Raw genomic sequence first — 18,661 nt, forward strand, 5'->3', positions numbered from 1 at the left:
AGATTATTTAAACTAGATGCTATCTCAATATGAGGACTAAAAAACAGACTTTTTCTCATCGCTAAAGCTTCTTGAAAGAGAGGTTCAGCTTCACTGTATTTGCCTAAACAATGGTAGATATTAGCTAGATTATTTAAACTAGATGCTATCTCAATATGAGGACTAAAAAACAGACTTTTTCTCATCGCTAAAGCTTCTTGAAAAAGAGGTTCAGCTTCGCTGTATTTCCCTTGAGCATGATATAAATAAGCTAGATTATTTAAGCTAGTAGCCACATTAGGATGTTCATCCCCCCAGATTCTTTTAGCTAAATATAAAGATTGTTTATTTAATTTAATAGCTATATCAAGTTTACCTTGTTCTTTTATTAGTGCCTCAATTCTTACTCTTAAATTATAATAAGTTAATTCGTCTCCTACAGTTGAAAAAAAATTACCTAACTTCTTTAAGAAATTCATTTTTTAGCTCCTTTTGTGTCATTTTTGATAAAGTGGTGAACACAGTCAAGTAGGATAGCTCAGACAAGATGGTTATAATTTTAATTATTTAGTGAAAATTCTGATGTACCCTAGAGGTTAATTCAAAGTGGCAAAAGCTTGTCATACTCGATCCACATCTAACCCTAAAATTCAATTCTCCGTTTTCATTGGCTATGATCTCCTAAATTTTTAGGATGTAATCAAATATTTGTATCGCATCACCTCACATTTGTTTTGATTGATATGATTTAGCAAATCTGCTAAATGCTCTGTTTGTAATTCTAACGGGTCATCCTCAGCTTGAGGTAGCCAATTGAGTTGAGGTTGATCTTGACTAAAAACAGCAAGGATTTCTTCATATCCCATAGGAGGTTGAACTGTAAAAACATCATTTTTAGGTAGAACCAATCTCCCCCAAGGCACCGGAAAAGCTGAACTTAACTTAGAAGGGGCAAGACAGTAAATTTCTCCAGATGCAAACTTTTCAGCCACAATTAAATAGCCTGGATTATTCAACTTCAACTGATACATGATTTGACTCCCAATCCGAAATGATGGCCAATCCGGTTGCAGATTCGGTTCAAATACTCCTATAACAGCTACTCCCAGATGGGGGATGTCATTTTTTGAGGAAGATTCTTCAATAGAAATATTACTATTATCCTCTGACTTTTCCCATAATTCTTGCCAAAGTTCAATGCTTGTTTGAGATTGAATCTTTTTTATGTATTCATGGAATATTTCCTCAAGCAACCATTTTCTTACACCCTCCCAACTTTTCTCATATTTTCCATTGGGATTATTATTTTTGTCTTTATAATCAAAACCATGTTTTTTTAAAACCGCATATATTTTAACCCAACAGTCTCTAAGGGTAACATTTGGTGCGGATGGGATATCACCTTTAACTCTAAAATATCCTTTAATTTCATCAGCTAATTGTTGATCGTTGAAATCAGAGTAGCAAAGTAATAGCCTATATTTAAAAGCAGTCTCGTCATTTCCAGAAAAACAAAACTTAATCACCATATCATTAAGAAATTGGCTTTCCCAGTCTTGATAAGATTTATTCATGGGTTTTAGTTTACTTAAATTAACTTGAAGTTAGCCTAACAAATTTACTAATTCAGTGTCAAGGAGGTTCTCCCAGAATTTAGATTTTCTTTATCTTTTTAATTCTACCAAATTCTCTGTACAGTCATTCAATCCTCTTGTTAATTTAAACATATACCAATTTACCCTAAACATTAATTCTTTTCCAAGGAGGGACTTATGGAATTTTTAGTGGGAGTCTGGATTTGTTGTGGGGTTTGCTGTGCGATTATTGCCGAAAAAAAATATCGAGATCAAACCTTATGGTTTTTCTTAGGTATTCTATTTGGTGTATTTGCTTTAATCGCGATCGCCTTATTACCCGCAGCTTAAGAATAACGGTCGGCTAGGCTTAGTCTAACACTGGTCATAAATTTTCTAGGTAGAGACGTTCTATAGAACATCTCTACTATTTTTATGAAACTTTAACTAAGCAGCAATTCGGTGAAACTTATTGTTGGTAATCATAGCAAAATTGCTAAGCTAATATCAAGGTATTTCTTCAAAAATCTATATTTTTCTATCTATCTAATTCTACATAATTCTCCTAATTATGTTTACAGTCATTCAATTAATTTGTTAACGTAAAAACATAGAGGTAGAACCATCTGGGAAATAGATGATATTTATTAGTGTTGATGAGGAGAGGAAAATTCTATTATTTTCTACAAGGCTCTACACAACATTAAATAAACCGATCTAGCATATAACCAGAGAAGAAAAATCTCTCCGAACCTTGAAAACTAAACAGGAGAAATCCATGCAAGCTTTGTCTCAGGAGCAAATTGAACGGCTCAAAAAAGAAGCGATTGAAAGCTTTATTAAGGCTGCCAATGCGCCCTTTATTGTCGCCGTCATTGGTCAAACTGGTGTTGGTAAAAGCTCGTTGATTAATGCGCTATTCAACACCAATTTAAAGACTGATCCAGTTAAGCCTTGTACGATGGCGATCGAAAAGGTTGTTGTTAAGGGAAATCAGGGTGAATTGTGGTTTTATGATTTACCCGGAATTGGTGAATCTGAGTCAGCGGATGCTCGGTATATTGAGGACTATAAACAAAAGCTTTTTGAAGCAGATGTTGTCCTCTGGTGTCTCCACTGTGATAGCCGTTCAGTGACTTTTGATGTTTCTGCCTTAAACAAGATTTTAGTTTCATTTAGTGCTGAAAAACAAGCACAATTAATGAGCAAAATCACATTTGTTTTGACCAAGGCTGATACACTCAGTCATCCGGCTTGGATTCTTGCCAAAATGGATAATACTTGGGGGATGTTTGCACCCAGTAAAGTCACTCGTGACATCTTGGACAAGAAAGCTCAGTATTATCAAGAAACCTTCTTATTTCCTTATCGTCATGGGATTGTTTCCCGTACCTATAACGATGGGAATTTCAAAATAGATGATCCTCGATTTTCTTGGGATACATATAGCATTGTCTTTCAAGGGTTTATGGACGAGCCAACTCTCTCTCAACTCAAAGGCAAATATCCCCACTACCAAGAGGTGTTTCAACGACTGTACCAAAACTATCAAGTTGTGCCTTGTTCATCTTCTTTTCGCTATAACTTAAACAAGTTAATGCTGGTGATTGTCAACAAAATGGGTAAGGAAGCGATCGCTCGTTTCAACAATTTCTTGAATGACCAATTAGATAAACTTCCTTTTGCAAAAGCGAAGGAATACTCCAATCTAATTGTCATCGATCCGAATAAAAATCGGAAGCTTTTTGACCTGACTGAAACTCGGATTTAACTAATCAAGGGTGGGCTTTGCCCACCCTACAAATTATGGAGGTTAACCATGAGCGAATTTGATGATATCTTCCAACAAATCAAGCAGAATAACCAAGAACGTGAACAGCTAAAGCACGCCGTGAAATCTGCAAACTTTGATGCTATCGGAGAGGTAATCTGGAAGGTGGCAGCGAAACTATTAGGTGAGCATATTTCTATTTTGAAAAAACGCCCCTGGTTGTGCTGGATCATTGAGGAGTTAGTGCCAGTGGTTTACCACTTTATGCGGGAGAATTGGACTGTTTTTTTCCCTTACTACTAGACTAGGCTTCTGACCGAAACAGGGCTGACGCAAATTATTGAGCTGAACAAGGGGTCTGTTCCCCCTTGTTTTTTAGCTTGAATAACATCAACTTGCGGAAGGTGAGAATATTTTTAAGCTAAGCCTTCGTTTAATTTTTTGAATTAGTTAAACGAAAGAGATGCGGCTCCTACTTTGTTAGCCTTGCTTTCTTAGGAGAAAACAGTTGGGCGATCGCCAGAATTGCAGGCAACATGGAATCCCCTTTACGCCCAAGCTTCAGCGAACCCTCTAAGTCAAGCAGCAGGGACATCGCAGCCGCAAGAGATGTTAGGGAAGCAGCAGCTACTTCTTTTCTCAGAAAGTACACTCGCTTTGGGTTGGCAATTTGACAAATCCGGGCAACTTCAGCATCTTGCTTAACTCCTCCAACTATCGCCGCTTTCACCCACAACCAAGTTCTAAATTGAGTAATCAGCGTTGCACAAATCGCCAGCGGGAAAGTTCCTATTGCCAAAAGTTCAAGCAGCAAATAAACTGCTCTCTTAGAGTTATTTTCCCTCAGCGCTTCGGCAAGCTGAAGGCTATTTTGAGTGGTTGAAGGAACCAGCGCTCGCACAGAGTTTAAAGTGAGGTTCGCGCCACTGCTGTAAGTCGCCAACTTGTGCAGTTCTGATTCAGCGCGAGCCGGATTGTTGCCGATCGCAACCGCCAAGTAATCAATAGCATTTGAGTTCAGCGACAGCCCTATTGCCAAAGCTTGAGTTCGGATCGATCGGGCAATGAGATCCGTTCGCCAGGGGGGAATAAGGTCGAACTCGAACAGCTTAGCTTGAGAAAGCAGGAATTTTGCCACCTTCAGGCGTTTGTCAATAGAAGGCGCTACAAAAACCAGGTGCGTCTTTTCCGGCACCTGCGGGAGCAACTGGAGAACCTCCAGCGCCTCTTCAGTAAACTGTTTGAAATTACACCCTTCTACCACCACTAACTTTGCTTTTTCCGTTCCCAAGGCGGGAGTTAAGGCGCAGTCAACCGCCTCATTCAATGCCGAAGCATCAAAGCGGTGATAATTGAAGCCTATCCAAGCGGGGTCGAGGTTCTTTTTAAAGGCAGAAAGCTTTTTGTGAATCGCGTGGAGGTCATCCCCTATCAGCAAGCTAATCATCCGTTCTTCTCCTCGAACGACACTTGATAGCGGACGCCCGTTGCAGCCAGAAATATCTTCTGCACCTTAGCCGCGTTCCGGTTGAACTTGTCCAGGTATTGGGCGGGCACGGCCAGCACCGCTTTCTTTTCCGTCAGTGCTACCAGGGAAGCGGCACAAAGTAAAGCGCGGTTCTTCTCAGAAGTTGCTGAGAGCACTTTTTCCCAAATGGCTCGCTCTTTGGAACGGGGCGATCGCAACTTGGAGGTACTGGGCAGCTTCTGGGTGCGATCGGGCTGCCTGGGGTTAGCAAGAGCGCCAAGAGCGACGTGGGGTTTTAATTGTGGCACCTTTGCCAATCCCAGCAAGCAGAGTTCCAGCCACAGCGTTGGGTGAGCGCTCTTGCTGAGCTGCCATTCCGAAGCCTGCAACTGTTCGAGGCCAGCAGCGATCGCATTGCAGTCCCAAGCAGAGGCAATTTCCATCAGGGCCGAGTGCGAAATGCCGCTAACTAGCATCAGCGAACAGTCCGGCACGCTCGTTGCAAGCAACAAGTCCCGGTAGCAGGCTAGCAGCGACGCCAGCAGCATTTTAGGGCTTTTCCCGCTGTCAATGAGTTCGCGGGACAGTTGCAGCAGCTTCAGCGCGTTGCCGGTGCGGGCCGATTTCAAAATTGCAACTAAATCCGACTCCGGTATCCGCCCCGACAGCTCCAATACGTGAGAGCTGGTAATTTCCTCTCCTAATAAGCTCAACTGGTCGAGCAACTGCAAGGCGTCCCTCATCCCGCCATTCGCGGCGCGGGCGATCGCAATTTTAGCTTCTTCGGCAATTGCAATTGACTCTTTCTGGGCTACCATTGTTAGCTGTTTGACAATGGCTGGGATTGGCAGCGATCGAAACAGAAACGTTTGGCAGCGGCTGTTAATTGTTGGCAGCACTTTGTGTTGCTCTGTTGTACACAAGATGAACACGAAGTGATGCGGAGGTTCTTCCAAACATTTTAGAAGAGCGTTAAAAGCTTGGGAACTCAGGCAGTGAACTTCATCTAAAATAAACACTCGGTAGCGGCTGATAACTGGTGCGAAGTGCGATCGCTCGATCGGGGCGCGAGCGTCATCCACGCCGTTGTGGGAAGCCGCGTCAATTTCAGCAACGTCTAAGCTGCTGCCTTTTTCAATCGAGCGGCAGGATTGGCACTTGCCGCACGGCTTTACTGTGGGTTTGTCTGCACTGGTGCAGTTGAGAGATTTAGCTAAAATGCGGGCCGTTGAAGTTTTGCCCGTTCCCCGTTCGCCGGCGAACAAGTAAGCCGGAGCAATTTTATTAGTTTTAACCGCATTGGAAAGTGTCCTTTGGATGTACTCCTGTCCTGCCAGTTCAGACAAGCTATGAGGGCGGTATTTTTGAGGCAATGCTGCGTACATGATTGAATGGTTAGGTGTAATTGTTTGCTGAGAATTAGAGTCATATTTGCGGAGTTTGCACTCAGAAGAAGAGAGAAGTAAAAAACTCAATATTTTTACTTCTGCCAAGCGAGCCTTTTTTGCAAAAGACATCAGTCTTTGAAAATCGGCATTAACAAGTATTTGGCATCCATTAGGATGTTGGGCTTGGAGCGGTTGCCAGCAGGAACTAAAATGGCGGGACCGTCGCGCTGAGTGAGGTGCATTTGGAGTTGGGAACTAGCGATCGCTTTTGCACCTTCCAACAGGTATTTTATGTTGAATGAAATTGACAAATTGCTGTCTGAGTTAACGTGCGCTGCCATCTGTTCCAAACCGTTTCCAAATTCTCTGAAAAGCGACAGTGACACTTGCTGTTCTTCGCTATTAATGCGGATGCTGAGCGTTTTTTCTTTCTGGTCGGCCAGCACAGCAATTCTCTCTATAGCTTTGATGAAAGGTGCTTTTTCCAGCGTTACCTGATGTTGGAAATCCTGCTGCAATAAATCGGGATAAGCTGGGTATGTGCCTTCTAAACAGCGCGTTACTAAGCGCTGCGCTCCCCACCGGAATTCTACCAGAGCGCTCTCAGTGCTGTAAGAAAGCTCTACTGGGTCAGCGGATGTCCTGCTCGATAAAATTCGCTCCAGTTCGGCAAGCGATTTAGCTGGGACTGTAAGCTCTAGAGGCTGTGTAATTTCCGCTTGTTTCTTCTTAGAAAAACCTTGAATTGAAGTATTGAGGACAACCAAACGGTGGCCGTCTGTGGCAGCAAATTCGAGGCTATCTTGACCGATTTTGAAGTAAACACCTGTTAGGATTTGCTTGCCTTCATCGGTAGCGGTGGCAAACAGTGACCCTTTCAGCCCTTCTTTCAAAGTTTCAGCGGGGATGCAAATTGTTTGCGCTGTTTTTACTTCAGGAATAGCAGGGAATTCTTCACTCGAAATCCCTCGAACTTGATAGCGACCGCAAGCAGCAATTAAGGTAGCAACTGGACTGTTGCTAACAGCCTCTGGCAAGGTGATGTTATTCCCGCTATCTTCGCTATCTTCACCTTCGCGATTCAAGGCTTCGCGACTGACTAAAGTGATATCTCCGGGCGAGAATTTCCCGACAATATCACTGAGAAGTCCGACTGGAATAGTCATGTCGCCGGGAGATTGAACGTTGGCCTCAAAGGAGGTTTGAATAGCCAATCTCATGTCGAAGACGGTAAGTTGGACTCGCTGCGTTTTTTTGCAAGCAACTAAGAGGACATTTCCTAACACGGGGTGGGTGGGTTTTGCTGGGACAGCTTTGCTAACAAGTTCGAGATGGTTGGCTAAATTGTCTTGGGTGCAAACTAGCTTAATTTCTGGTGATAAAAGCTGGGGAGAATCGCTATCGGGGGATTGGTGTTGGGATTTTTCTTCAACTTTTTGCTCATCTTTGACCAAAGGTTTGGTTCGTTCTAAGGTAACACTTGCCTTGGGTTTTATTTTGGATGAACCGTTTTCTTTATTTCGTCTTTTAGCTGTATCGGTGGGGGTTTTGGTCTGCATCTTTGTGCGTTAAAATAGCTGCTAAGCGGGGGCAGCGTTAGCTGCCTAGAGAATAGCTTGTATTAGCAGCTTGTCACTCAACTTTAGATATAGAATTACTCAAAAAAAGCTAATTCAGATAAATCAGCATTCATAGTAGGAATTAACAAAGTGCGATCGAGATATTTATTGCCTCGTTCGCAGGATGTTTCAGGACTAAACAAACAAGCATGACAAGCCGCCCAATGCAAAGAAGTTGTATTTTGTAAAGGGCTATGTTCTGCACATAAAGGGTCAGAAGCACATAAACCAATTTGTTCTAAAGCTTGATCGATATGACGGCCAAAAGTACCTGGTTCACCTAAACTGACTAATCCCCCTAGCGTACCTTCGCTGTCTGGTGCGGCTGTATAAATCAATACACCAGCCATTGGGCCATTATCTTCATTAGGATCTTTTGAGTAAATGCGTTCCCGCAAACTAGCAGCATTATAACCACATTCTATTACTAATTGCCGCATCAAAGCATGAGCGAAGGAATGAAGTAAAATATAACGAATACCGGGGAAATTAGTATCAGGATCTAAGGAACGCGCCCTGCGCCAACGACGATGGGCTTCTAAGCTTTGTTGTTCATAAGTTTTTAATCCAGGTGTACTGGATAACCATTTTTGTAGTTTTTCTTCTTGAAACTGCATAAAAATACCTTCGCCGCGCACTTCTGAAGCTGGAACCCATGTAGGTTCAGAACGACTCAAAGGAGCCCAGTATTCTTCGGGTAATTCTCCTATTTCAGCATAGTCACCAGGAGATTCAATTCGGGTAAAACCAACTAAAGCACGAACTTCTCGCAAGCGTTCTACTAAGACAATTTTTTCAAAATAAGCTTCGTAGCCATCAGGGGCGGCGACGGGTGTTAACCAAAAGTCAGCGCTATTTAAACTGGTATCGACATTAGAAAAAACTTGCCATTCTGGGGTTTTGATATCTTTCACGTCGAGGCATTCGGTTTCACCTGTTTCTTGATGTTTTTGTAAGATTTCTTTCCAGATTTCGGCATCTGAATATTTAGCAAATTCTTTGAGTAGACCGACTTGGCGCGAAAAAACTACCATGTCAATTGTAATAGCTTTTTCTAACACCGTCCAGTGTTTATCAACCAGTTGCCCCAGTTGATTAATAGTAGTGGGAATCGAGAGTACGGAAAGGGTGATAGGAAACCAGCTATTGGATGCACCGAGTAAGATACTTTTCATTTGTTTGGTACATCCATCTTCTGCAAAGTTGCGTAAATGGGGATGGCGACCGCGACATTGAGGCATATTCATTTTACCAAGTTCGCCAAAGGCATCGGACAGTCGGCGAGATTTACCGCAACTATCGCATTTTACTTCAATATCAGTAGCAGAACCAGAAATGCCATATTCATAGAGACGCAGAGAACCTTTGCAATTACTACTACCTCTATGAACGAAGTAGTGCCAGGGAAAATCATCTAAGTGTCCGTGTTGACAAGCTACTAAAAATCTGGCAGGAATAACTGTTGGAGAAAATGTGCGACAATTACTATGAATGTAGCGATTTTGGTCGGGTCGATGGCGATCGCGTTTTAACTCAAATAGTCCCGATTTTAAAGGTGCGAGTAATCGGCATTGGGGACAAACTACCCAGGTGGGAAAAGGCGAGACGGGAATGCCTACTTTGGCGCTTTCATCAAATAAGTTAGGGATGGTATTGTTTGATTCGGATATAGGCGGTGTTAGCAGCTTTTTGACTTGATTACCGATTTCTTTTTGCACTGCTGCTAGTAACCGCGCTTCTCCTAATTCTGAGGCGTGAGTGAGTTCCCAATCATCTAATCCCATTACCATTGTTGATAAGTTGGGTAAATCTACAATAGAACCAATGCCTGAAGAGAATAAGATTTGGCTGGGTCGCAGTTCGCCAACTTTGTTTTTAGAAGGGAATTGATTGGTGGTCATTGTATTAACTAATATATGGCGAACCAAATGATTTGTGCAAATATCTAGCGGTGGTGTCGGTGGCGCGTCCGCCCATCTGACAAGTCAATCGTGGGGGATTGCCCCTACAAGTCTAAATCAATTGGGGTAGTTTCACTCATTGATTGGGTTGGACGATCGTCATCATCGGGGATGCGATCGTCTAAAATTAATCCAATATTGGGTTCAACATTTCTCAATGAATTTAAACAAGTAAATGATTGCCAATTGCTTTGTCCTGGTTGTTCTAATAATCCCATTGTCACCCCATCTTTTTTAGTCTGATATCCTAATACTTTTCCTCCCGTTGTATCCGCTTCTGCTAACCAATAGTCTAATTTAGCTTCTAATTCCTGTTTTACTAAATCGCGGGTCTTAGTATCTCCTACTGCTAAAGCCCGATCGCAAATCGCATTCATAGCAGCTTCCACATAAGGATGATGGCGAGAAATCCTACCAGCTTTATCATTCGCGTTTAATTCGCTACCTGCCAAACGCACTAAGGAAACGAATAAAGCAGCTAATCCTCGGTCAAGGGCGCGGGGGGCAAAAGGAGTAATTGAGAGGGCTTCAACGTGCTGATAGAAGGTAGCATGATAATGTTCAAATTGCTCGTAATGGGATAAATCTCTCGGTCGCGCCCAGTTATAAACTGTGAATACTAAACCAGGAAAAGTTCGCCCTACCCGCGAGGTTGCTTGGATGTATTCAGCAGTGTTTTTGGGTTGACCGGTCACTACCATTACGCCTAAGCGTTTTACGTCTACGCCCACAGAAATCATATTAGTAGCTAGTAAAACATCTAAGGGTTTGCGCTTGTTACTTTTATTGGACTTCTCTGAAGAAAAAGGAGTTTCTAACCAATTTAATACAATGGGAATATCGGTAGAATTTTTGCGCGAGGTCAATTCTTCTACTTCGAGTCTCAGACGTTTTGCTAACCCTCGGCGGTCGGTTTTTCCTAAGCGAGATTGAATGTCATCATCCACTAAACGCCTGGTTCCTCCTAATTCCCGCATCGAGTTAAAATAACCCACTAAGGTCATCCAAGGGTCAACAGAATCGCCATATTTTTCAAACAAATATTGAGAGGCTGCCAATACTGCTGTATAAACGCGAATTAATGCTGCTTTTAATCGCCTTCCTGTGGCACAAATCCCCAAATATCGCCGACCGGGATAATCCTCTGAAGGCGGACGCTGACAGGAAAAGAAGTTATCTTCAATATCTAATCCTTGGGGGGGAAAAACTTGTACTTGGCGCAAAAATAGGTTATGTACTTGGTCGCGGGCTTGTCTAATTGTCGCAGTGGAAGCGATTACTTTGGGACGGACTATTTTACCGTTGACTTCCCACGATGCCAGTTGATCTACGGCGGTTTCATACAGTCCGACTAGGGTTCCCAAAGCGCCACTAATTAAGTGCAATTCATCTTGAATAATTAAATCTGGCGGCCTCAAGGCATTAGTCGAAATAGTTTTAGCAGTAGGGAGTCCGTATTTACTGGGGTGAGAGTTTGTATCTTCGATTTCAGGAGAACGAAAACCGTGACGGGTGCAATATCCCTCTACTTGTCCGAATAGCATTTGTACAGCACCATTCCAGGGCATTTGGGCAAATTTGTCAACAGTTGCTATCACTAATGTTGGCAAACGACGATAGATTTCTTCATCTACAACTACGATGGGTAAACCTTCGGTGGGAGATTGTTTTTGGGTAAATAAACATTTGCCTAAAGCATCACCACAGTAAATTAAAGTGCGTCCCGATCCTTTGGCAAAAGATTCTACTTTAATATGTTGTTTGCCGGGGTCAATTTGAGAACCACACCAAGGACAGTTAGTTAATTGATGGGGAGAACCGCTGCTAGTGGGTTGGTATTGTCCGAGTTTTTGTTTGAGAAATTCATTGCTTTGTTCGGTTCGGTTTGGTGTGGTTTTCATCCCTACCCATAACCCAATTCTAAACGGTTCTTTTCCCCATTTATTTTCATCTTGGCGGCGGATTTCTTCGCAGGCACAAATTAAGGTTGTGGCACGTTGAAATTGTTGTAATGTTAAGAGGCGGAGGGTGTAGCGCATGAGGACAGCAACCCCTGCTGCGCCGGAACGTCCGGCAATATTTCCTTGTAATCTTCTCAGTCCAATGGTGTAGGCTGTTAATCCTAAATAGGCTTCGGTTTTACCGCCGCCGGTGGGGAACCAAAGTAAATCTGCGATCGCATCTGTGGGATGACATCGATCTGGGTGGTCTAATTCGGTGATACTGGGAAGATTTAGCAGGATAAAAGCTAACTGAAACGGTCGCCAGGTGCGATTCTTGGGAATATCAATATTATCCCATTCGCTGGCTTCGCCGCGCCGTTTATTTTCTGCATAAATTGAGTGAATCCGCTGTTTCCACATGGCGAGATTCATAAATTGGAAGGCTTCAGCAGCCTGAGAATCTGTTTGTAATAACGTGATTCCTGCTTGAATACGATCGCAAGTTATTTGACAATTTGCCAAAGCCGATTTTGCCGCATCCTGATAATCGCCTAAATCGGCGGTGGAGTCGGCAATTTTCGCAGTTTGTTGGGTAATCCATTCACTATAAGCAATAGTTAAAGAACTTAAAGCAGTTGATAAATCGGGAATTTCTGCTAGTTCTTTCATATCTAAAATTAATCCCGCCAGTCCCGGTATTTCCTCAATAGTTGGCGGCGTAGTTTGGGGTATTTCGTAAGCGGGGACGACTTTAGTAGCAAGGCGGATAGCCCGATGCCTTTTGCTGGCTTCGCCATCGCACTTTCCGCCTAAAAGTTCCGCGTGTACGCCTGTCCCGTGTCCGACGGCAAATTCTATGCAGTCGCGGTACTGCATGGCCATTGCTTGTTCTTCGGCAAATAAGACGGGGTTGAGTTTACCGACTTGGCGTTTCAGCCGCCGTTTAATGAAAATATCGGGATATTTGGGGTCGGCAGATTCAACGCTTAATTCTGGTTGAAATAACCAAGCGCTATCGCGTCTAATTTTCGGTTCTTGTTGTCCGTTAACTAAGAAGAGAGTCACGATCCAATCTTGATGCTGTTGGCGAATTTGACCTTGAACAAATACTGCTTTTTCTGGATCGATTTGCCAAGGATTAATCGCGCCTACTTTTAAGATAATATCCGGTGAGGTTCCTCGAATCGGGTAGCGCCGCCACAAGGTTTTTGCTTCGCCAGTCAAAGTTTTGGCGCTTTCGCTTTTCTCTCTTTCGTATTGTCCCCACCCTGCTTTTACTTTAATTGCTTTGGCATTTCCATCAACACAAAAAGTCATGCCAATTGCGGAGGGAAACATTTTCTCGGCGGGGAGAATGTTACTTTCGGTTGTGCCTTCTTCTAAAGTACCGCTACCGGAAACGGCTAATTCATCCATTTGTTCGGGCGTTTCTTCGAGTTCTTCGGGTACAATATGACGATCGCTAGGTGCGATTAATCCGACGAGATAGCGATCGCTTACTCGCATTTCGTCTATTTCTTCATACTCTCCTCCCGCTGGGCCGAGTAAATCATCTAATATTGCTTGTTCTAATTCTGCCCGAATTTGATAATAAGTTGGCGTTTCTAAAAGAGAAGGATGATTATTTTTACTATTTTGATGGGTATTGTTTTCAATATTTGGATGGGTATTGAAATAATGTACAACTTTTTGAGCAATGTTATCGGACATGGTAGGATTTTCTAAGTCGATGACATCGCTATCATCTAAGCTAAGGCCATTTAATAAAACTGCTAAATGTTGTTCGTTGGCCGAAATGACGCTACTCCAATCTAGTTGGGCGGCGCGATTTTTTAACTGTTCGTTAATCGCTGCGAGGTCTAAGTTGCCTGGTAGTATAGCAGGGAGTTGGATAATATTCATAATATTGCAATATTTCGTAATATTCATAAATTAGCAATTTAGCATTTTAGCATAATACCACATTTAAATACATAGGGTGCGTCACGGCTACGCTTAACGCACCATCTTTCACTAAATGTGATAGTTTTAAATTGCACCTTTATATCAAATCGTCTATTGTGGCTAAGGATCGTTTTCATCAAGTTGTTAAAACTGCTCTTACTAAGGATGGGTGGAATGTTACTCACGATCCACTTAAAATTAAAGTGGGCGGTGTAGATATGGAAATTGACTTGGGGGCAGAACGATTACTGGCAGCAGAGCGAGGAAATGAGAAAATTGCGGTAGAAGTCAAAAGTTTTTTAGCTAGTGCATCGGCAATTTCTGAGTTTCATACAGCACTGGGGCAGTTTATTAACTATCGGGCTGCATTGCGTCGTGAAGAACCCGATCGCATTCTCTATTTAGCCATACCCGATTTAATCTATAACAGCTTCTTTCAACGTGATTTTCCAGCATCAATGCTGCAAGAAAATTCCGTAAAATTGATTATTTACGACATTGAACTGGAGCAAATTTCACAATGGAAAAACTAACGGATCAATTAACCAACTATCAGCAAATTGTACAGCAATTATTGATGGATTACGCAGAAATTAAGCCAGCTTATGGTGATATTGAAGTTGAAACTATCTTTGATACACAGCGAAATCACTATCAAATTGTGCATCTGGGTTGGCAGCATAAACGCTGGGTGCATGATTGTATAATACATCTTGATATTCGCAATGAGAAAATCTGGATTTTTTACAATTCAACAGAACATGATATTGCAGCAGATTTAGTCAATTTGGGTGTACCAAAACAAGATATTGTGTTAGGTTTTTATCCTCCTTTCATGCGGGAAATGAGTGATTATGCAGTGGGCTAAAAGTAGAATAAATTTCGTAGTAAGCACTTTAGTGCTAAAGGGACTGAAGTCCCTACTACGAACGTTGGTTTCATCTGCTAATCAAAACAAGCTTAACTGTCCTTCAGATGATACCTGTTTTTTAGCAGTTTTCCCCCCACTTTCCCCCTTTTTCTTGCCTTTGTCGTGCAACCCTTGGGCGACTTCTTCGGCGTAGCGTTCGTGATTCAGCAGCAAGAGTCTATCTAGCACTTCCCGCCGTGCGGTTTCGCTGATGGTGTAGCGCAATCCTTGTTTAGTTTCGTGGAAGTCATGCCCTAAGTCTATGTCTTGCCAACCGTAGGCGGCGGCAACGGCGTTATCCATTTCTACGTGCAATTCTCGCAGTTGTTGAATATCGGCGGCGGTTTCGTCGGCGTTGTGGAAGCGGTTGTAGGTTTTGGTTAATCCTTCTTGGCGAGAAAGCATGATGGATTGGCGGTGGGTGTAATAAATTTTGCCAGCTATCTCAAGGTTCTCTGAGAAGCAATTTGGTTCAGGCATTGGAAAAGTTAAAAATGTATCAGTATTTGAATAACTTAAATCTGCCTTCAAGGTTGAACTACTACGCCAAGCCCATTGATTATGTAAACTAGATTGAAGTGTTGCAAAAAATTTATAATCCTGATAAGCAAATACCTTTAATTTTTGTGATAGCACGGAATTGGGATTAACAAAAACTAGCGATAGATATTTAGAGATCCCAGAACATACGAGTACAGGTTTTGACCTGTCAAGCTGCTTAAAGAACTTTTCTCTCCTATCCCAGAAAAGCCAGTATCTTGATTCGTGAATTTGTCCTATCAAACTATCTCTGTATGGCTTCACCCGCTCTGTTACTAGATCAAACAGGTGGGTATATTTTACTGCTTGTTCGTAGTCCCAATTTTGAAAATTGATAACATATCGTGAAGTAGACTGTGTAGGGCTTTCCGTTATGTCTTCACCACCTAAATAGGGCTGAATTATATCAGAATATTTGAGTAAAGTTTTGATAAGCTTTTCTCGTTCTTGGGGTGTTATAATGAATCCATTTCCATGAATTTTTACACCTTCTGAAAGCATTCCTAGATTAGCGCTGAGCAGTTTTGCAGACATTCTTTTAGTTTCATCAAATAAACCACTTGAAATGTACTCAACTTTGCTTCCATCTAAAATACGCTCTCCAATCCAGCAACCTTTACAAAGCCAAATTAGACTTACATAAATCCCAGCAGCACCAATCCAAGGCAATGAAGAAAAAGCTCGGAATATTTCTGCTGAATCATGGGTTATTAAATAATTCAAGCCAACCTCTTTTGTATCTCCCTGAGCTATTGTATTTGTTGCAATTAATCCCAGATAACCTTGTTTATTAGATATCTCAAAAGATTTTCGTAAGAAGTAAGCGCATAAATCTGCCGCTCCTTTAGAAAATAAAAACCTGCTCTTTAGAGCATATTGATAATTCTCTCCAAGAACAGTTGCGATACGTTTGCCACCCAAAAATGGAGGATTACCTATGATTGCCGAAAATCCATTCGGTGTATCCTCCTGTGAAAACACCTCTGGAAACTCCAACTCCCAGTGAAACGGACGCAACTTCTCCAAATCTGGCAGCACCTGACGCACCTCATCAGAAACACTCGCCCCATCCCGGAAAACCGTTAACAGTGTTTGCCTTAACCCTTTTCGTTCCGCTTCAGACAAATCGTTAAAATAGCTAGCAACCAGCAAATCGCAGCCATCGCGCAAATCATTGGCAACAGCATTTGCCTTCGCCAACAAATAAGCCTTCTCCGTTTGGTCTTGCGCCGTCATCCCTGGTTTCGCTGCAATTTGCCGCCGCAACTCAATAACCTGTTCAACCTCCCGGCGAATCTTATCCGCAAACAAAGCAGGCGTACCAGTCGTGTCCAAATTCCAGTAGCGCAACTGTTCCAAATTCACCCCAACCAGCGAATCCCCCCACTTGAAGGCATGATCTAAAAACGTAAACGGACGCGCTTTTGCTAACGTAATCAACCACAGCGATAACTTCGCCATCTCCACCGCCAGAGGATTTTTATCTACTCCATAAAGACAGCGTTCCGCCACAATCCGCCGCGCCACCGTCAACCGTTCGTCACTATCTTTCGGAATCGGACATTCATCAGGACGAAACTTAGATAAAGTCCCCTCCGGCGCAATCACTACCTTCCCCGGATTTTCCCGTTCCAACCCTTCCCACGCCTCCACCAAGCGTTCCGCCAAATAGCGACAAGTCTGCACCAAAAACGCCCCACTCCCCATCGCCATATCGCAGACTTTGAGTTGCAGTAACTCCTTCGCTGACTTGAGCCGCCACTGTTCCTTCGGCTTCCCCTCTGCCACCCCTTCATAAACCAACGGTTCCAGGGTATATTGCACGATCGGTTCGGTTAAACTGCGCGGTGTATAATGCGTCCCCGTTTCCCGACGATTTGAACCTTTCGTGACGTAGACACTGCCCTCTGGAATCACCATTGGGTACTCCAGCGTGTCCAGGCGAATCAATCCAGCAAACGGCAAAACGCGCTGATACAATTCCCCATCATTATTGCAAGCCGCCCGCAACCGCTCCTGCACCCTTGGCAAAATCACCACTGAGAGAGCCTTACGCAGGGCAGCAGGGGACTTATTCGACTGCTCTTTGACAAATTTGACCAAATCCTCCTCGCCCTTGGCTTGCAGCCGCTCCAACTCCAAAAGCGCCACCTCTGGTTCCCGTTCCCGCGTCCCAATCAATCCTAAAACCGGAGACGTTGCCCTGACTGCCGTATGGTCGAGCAAGCCTTCATAGACATGACCGATTTGCTCAATATCCAGCGCCCGAAACGAAAGTCGGCGCGGTTCCAGCGTCCCACCCACTCTGATTTGCAAAATTTGCAACGCTTCCAACAAATGCAACACAATCCGATTGTTCACAGGGATAGGTTCAGCAGAAATCTCTTGCCAGCGACTTCCCCGCACTCGCCCCTCCAAAAACGGGAATCTGTCCGGGTCGAACAAACTGCCGCCATAGGCCGGAATATCCAGCAAATCGTGGCGAATTCCCCCATGCACAGCGCGAAACGTCGCCAACAACCGACACCAGGCATCGCTGCGGCGTTCCAACACCTCCTCACCAAACTTATCTGCATCGCTGCGCAACTTAGCGGAAATGGTAGAAACCGCATAATATTCGTGATAAAGCGCTTCTCCCCCCGCCGAAGGAATCAACTTGCGTTCCTCCGCTGAAAACAGAAACACCAGACGCATCATCACCGTCAGCGCCGCTTCGTAAAGCTGAGGTTCCGAAATATCTTGCAAGAGAGTGCGATTTCTATCTTGGTCAATGCGGTCTAATGCCTGTACCAGCACCTCCACCGCCCGCCGTACCTGATAACCCAATTGGTCAGTAACTTCTTGCTGGTCACTAATACTTTGAATTAGCAAAGTTTCCAGTATTTCCGAGTCATCCACCCCAAAAAACCGCCTCACCCCCAACAAACTGCGAAACGCCCGCAGCGTCAAATGTTCTTCCAACCACAGCGTCCCGTACCAAGAAATAAAACCCGTGGTTTCACCTCTAGGCGCATTGACTAACATCCAATGTTCGCCATTAGTTACTAACCCCAACCGCACATTAGCAGCGTGCAATAATTCCATCATCCGAGTCGCGGGACTTGCTTTCCAGCGTTGTCCTGCCAAAGGTTTCTCCAAATCCTGTTGGGCAGGTACAATCTGAACTAATAGCCGGGGTGTCCCTGCATTAGGTGTTTCTTGAGGATTAACAATTACCCAATCTGGCCGGAGAGTTTCGCCCTGTTCTGCAACAGTGGTTTGCAACCCAGGCGGAATGCGCTGCCCTTCTAACAATACCTCCTCCGGCAATTCCAAAGTCTGCCGCAAAACAAACTCCACCCAAGCGCGATGAATCGCTTTTTCAGGACGCGCCCCCAATTGATTATCTTGCCATTCTTCATAGGCTAACCGTAACAGCTTGAAATGTTCCGAGTCATGGGCATCTAACCCACTGGGAAACACTTTCAGCAATACCGGTAAACTTAAAAAAGGCCCGGAAGCTTCAACCAGAGATAACCATTCAGCGTGGTGACGTGCGGTAGACATGATGGGTAATGGGGAATA

General features: G+C 43.6%; 13 protein-coding genes. 5 read left to right on the forward strand and 8 right to left on the reverse strand.

The annotated features are described in order from the left end of the window. The coding region (locus QUB61_RS09735) for a tetratricopeptide repeat protein (RefSeq protein ID WP_333189922.1) at positions 1-458 on the reverse strand (458 nt) is incomplete at its 3' end. A gap of 210 nt (positions 459-668) precedes the next feature. Then, positions 669-1,553, reverse strand: a complete 885-nt coding sequence (locus QUB61_RS09740) for a DUF4384 domain-containing protein (RefSeq protein ID WP_333127693.1) — start codon at positions 1,551-1,553, stop codon at positions 669-671. Positions 1,554-1,751: 198 nt separating this feature from the next. On the opposite strand from QUB61_RS09740, the gene QUB61_RS09745 reads away from it, so the two are divergent. From QUB61_RS09745 to QUB61_RS09755, 3 genes are all read left to right on the forward strand, one after another. Next, a complete protein-coding gene (locus tag QUB61_RS09745; protein ID WP_333127695.1) occupies positions 1,752-1,904 on the forward strand; it encodes a hypothetical protein in 153 nt (50 codons plus the stop codon). Positions 1,905-2,331: 427 nt separating this feature from the next. After that, a complete protein-coding gene (locus tag QUB61_RS09750) occupies positions 2,332-3,324 on the forward strand; it encodes a GTPase (protein WP_333127697.1) in 993 nt (330 codons plus the stop codon). 48 nt (positions 3,325-3,372) lie between these two features. Beyond that, entirely contained in the window at positions 3,373-3,627 is a 255-nt protein-coding gene (locus tag QUB61_RS09755) for a hypothetical protein (protein ID WP_333127699.1), read from the forward strand. Between the two features lie 169 nt (positions 3,628-3,796). On the opposite strand, the gene holA is transcribed toward QUB61_RS09755, so the two are convergent. From holA to drmA, 5 genes are all read right to left on the reverse strand, one after another. Beyond that, complete coding sequence (holA, locus tag QUB61_RS09760; protein WP_333127701.1) at positions 3,797-4,771, reverse strand: DNA polymerase III subunit delta; 975 nt, start codon at positions 4,769-4,771, stop codon at positions 3,797-3,799. Next, the gene (dnaX, locus tag QUB61_RS09765; protein ID WP_333127704.1) at positions 4,768-6,309 is read right to left on the reverse strand and encodes a DNA polymerase III subunit gamma/tau; all 1,542 of its coding nucleotides are present in this window, start codon (positions 6,307-6,309) and stop codon (positions 4,768-4,770) included. Before dnaX ends, holA begins: the two co-directional genes overlap by 4 nt. Continuing rightward, entirely contained in the window at positions 6,309-7,739 is a 1,431-nt protein-coding gene (gene dnaN, locus QUB61_RS09770) for a DNA polymerase III subunit beta (RefSeq protein WP_333127706.1), read from the reverse strand. The genes dnaX and dnaN overlap by 1 nt, the downstream gene beginning before the upstream one ends. Before the next feature lie 95 nt (positions 7,740-7,834). Beyond that, positions 7,835-9,700: a DUF1998 domain-containing protein gene (locus tag QUB61_RS09775; protein ID WP_333127708.1), complete on the reverse strand. Its 1,866-nt coding sequence runs from the start codon at positions 9,698-9,700 to the stop codon at positions 7,835-7,837. 104 nt (positions 9,701-9,804) lie between these two features. Further along, a complete protein-coding gene (drmA, locus tag QUB61_RS09780) occupies positions 9,805-13,632 on the reverse strand; it encodes a DISARM system helicase DrmA (protein WP_333189925.1) in 3,828 nt (1,275 codons plus the stop codon). 131 nt (positions 13,633-13,763) lie between these two features. Here drmA and QUB61_RS09785 point away from each other — a divergent pair, with 131 nt between their 5' ends. Both QUB61_RS09785 and QUB61_RS09790 read left to right on the forward strand, forming a co-directional pair. After that, on the forward strand, positions 13,764-14,180 hold the full coding sequence (locus QUB61_RS09785; protein ID WP_332968503.1) for an element excision factor XisH family protein: 417 nt from the start codon (positions 13,764-13,766) through the stop codon (positions 14,178-14,180). Continuing rightward, positions 14,168-14,515: a XisI protein gene (locus tag QUB61_RS09790; protein WP_015211713.1), complete on the forward strand. Its 348-nt coding sequence runs from the start codon at positions 14,168-14,170 to the stop codon at positions 14,513-14,515. Before QUB61_RS09785 ends, QUB61_RS09790 begins: the two co-directional genes overlap by 13 nt. 81 nt (positions 14,516-14,596) lie before the next feature. On the opposite strand, the gene QUB61_RS09795 is transcribed toward QUB61_RS09790, so the two are convergent. Continuing rightward, positions 14,597-18,643: an Eco57I restriction-modification methylase domain-containing protein gene (locus tag QUB61_RS09795; RefSeq protein WP_333127713.1), complete on the reverse strand. Its 4,047-nt coding sequence runs from the start codon at positions 18,641-18,643 to the stop codon at positions 14,597-14,599. Positions 18,644-18,661: the final 18 nt, after the last annotated feature.

The organism is Microcoleus sp. C2D2 (assembly GCF_036702495.1).
Lineage (GTDB): Bacteria > Cyanobacteriota > Cyanobacteriia > Cyanobacteriales > Microcoleaceae > Microcoleus.

Bases quoted from the DNA above. Each gene is read 5' to 3' on its own strand.
- QUB61_RS09750 (WP_333127697.1), top strand. From the start codon at position 2,332: ATGCAAGCTTTGTCTCAGGAGCAAATTGAACGGCTCAAAAAAGAAGCG.
- QUB61_RS09740 (WP_333127693.1), bottom strand. From the start codon at position 1,553: ATGAATAAATCTTATCAAGACTGGGAAAGCCAATTTCTTAATGATATG.
- dnaX (WP_333127704.1), bottom strand. From the start codon at position 6,309: ATGTCTTTTGCAAAAAAGGCTCGCTTGGCAGAAGTAAAAATATTGAGT.
- QUB61_RS09790 (WP_015211713.1), top strand. From the start codon at position 14,168: ATGGAAAAACTAACGGATCAATTAACCAACTATCAGCAAATTGTACAG.
- QUB61_RS09775 (WP_333127708.1), bottom strand. From the start codon at position 9,700: ATGACCACCAATCAATTCCCTTCTAAAAACAAAGTTGGCGAACTGCGA.
- holA (WP_333127701.1), bottom strand. From the start codon at position 4,771: ATGATTAGCTTGCTGATAGGGGATGACCTCCACGCGATTCACAAAAAG.
- drmA (WP_333189925.1), bottom strand. From the start codon at position 13,632: ATGAATATTACGAAATATTGCAATATTATGAATATTATCCAACTCCCT.
- QUB61_RS09755 (WP_333127699.1), top strand. From the start codon at position 3,373: ATGAGCGAATTTGATGATATCTTCCAACAAATCAAGCAGAATAACCAA.
- QUB61_RS09745 (WP_333127695.1), top strand. From the start codon at position 1,752: ATGGAATTTTTAGTGGGAGTCTGGATTTGTTGTGGGGTTTGCTGTGCG.
- dnaN (WP_333127706.1), bottom strand. From the start codon at position 7,739: ATGCAGACCAAAACCCCCACCGATACAGCTAAAAGACGAAATAAAGAA.
- QUB61_RS09795 (WP_333127713.1), bottom strand. From the start codon at position 18,643: ATGTCTACCGCACGTCACCACGCTGAATGGTTATCTCTGGTTGAAGCT.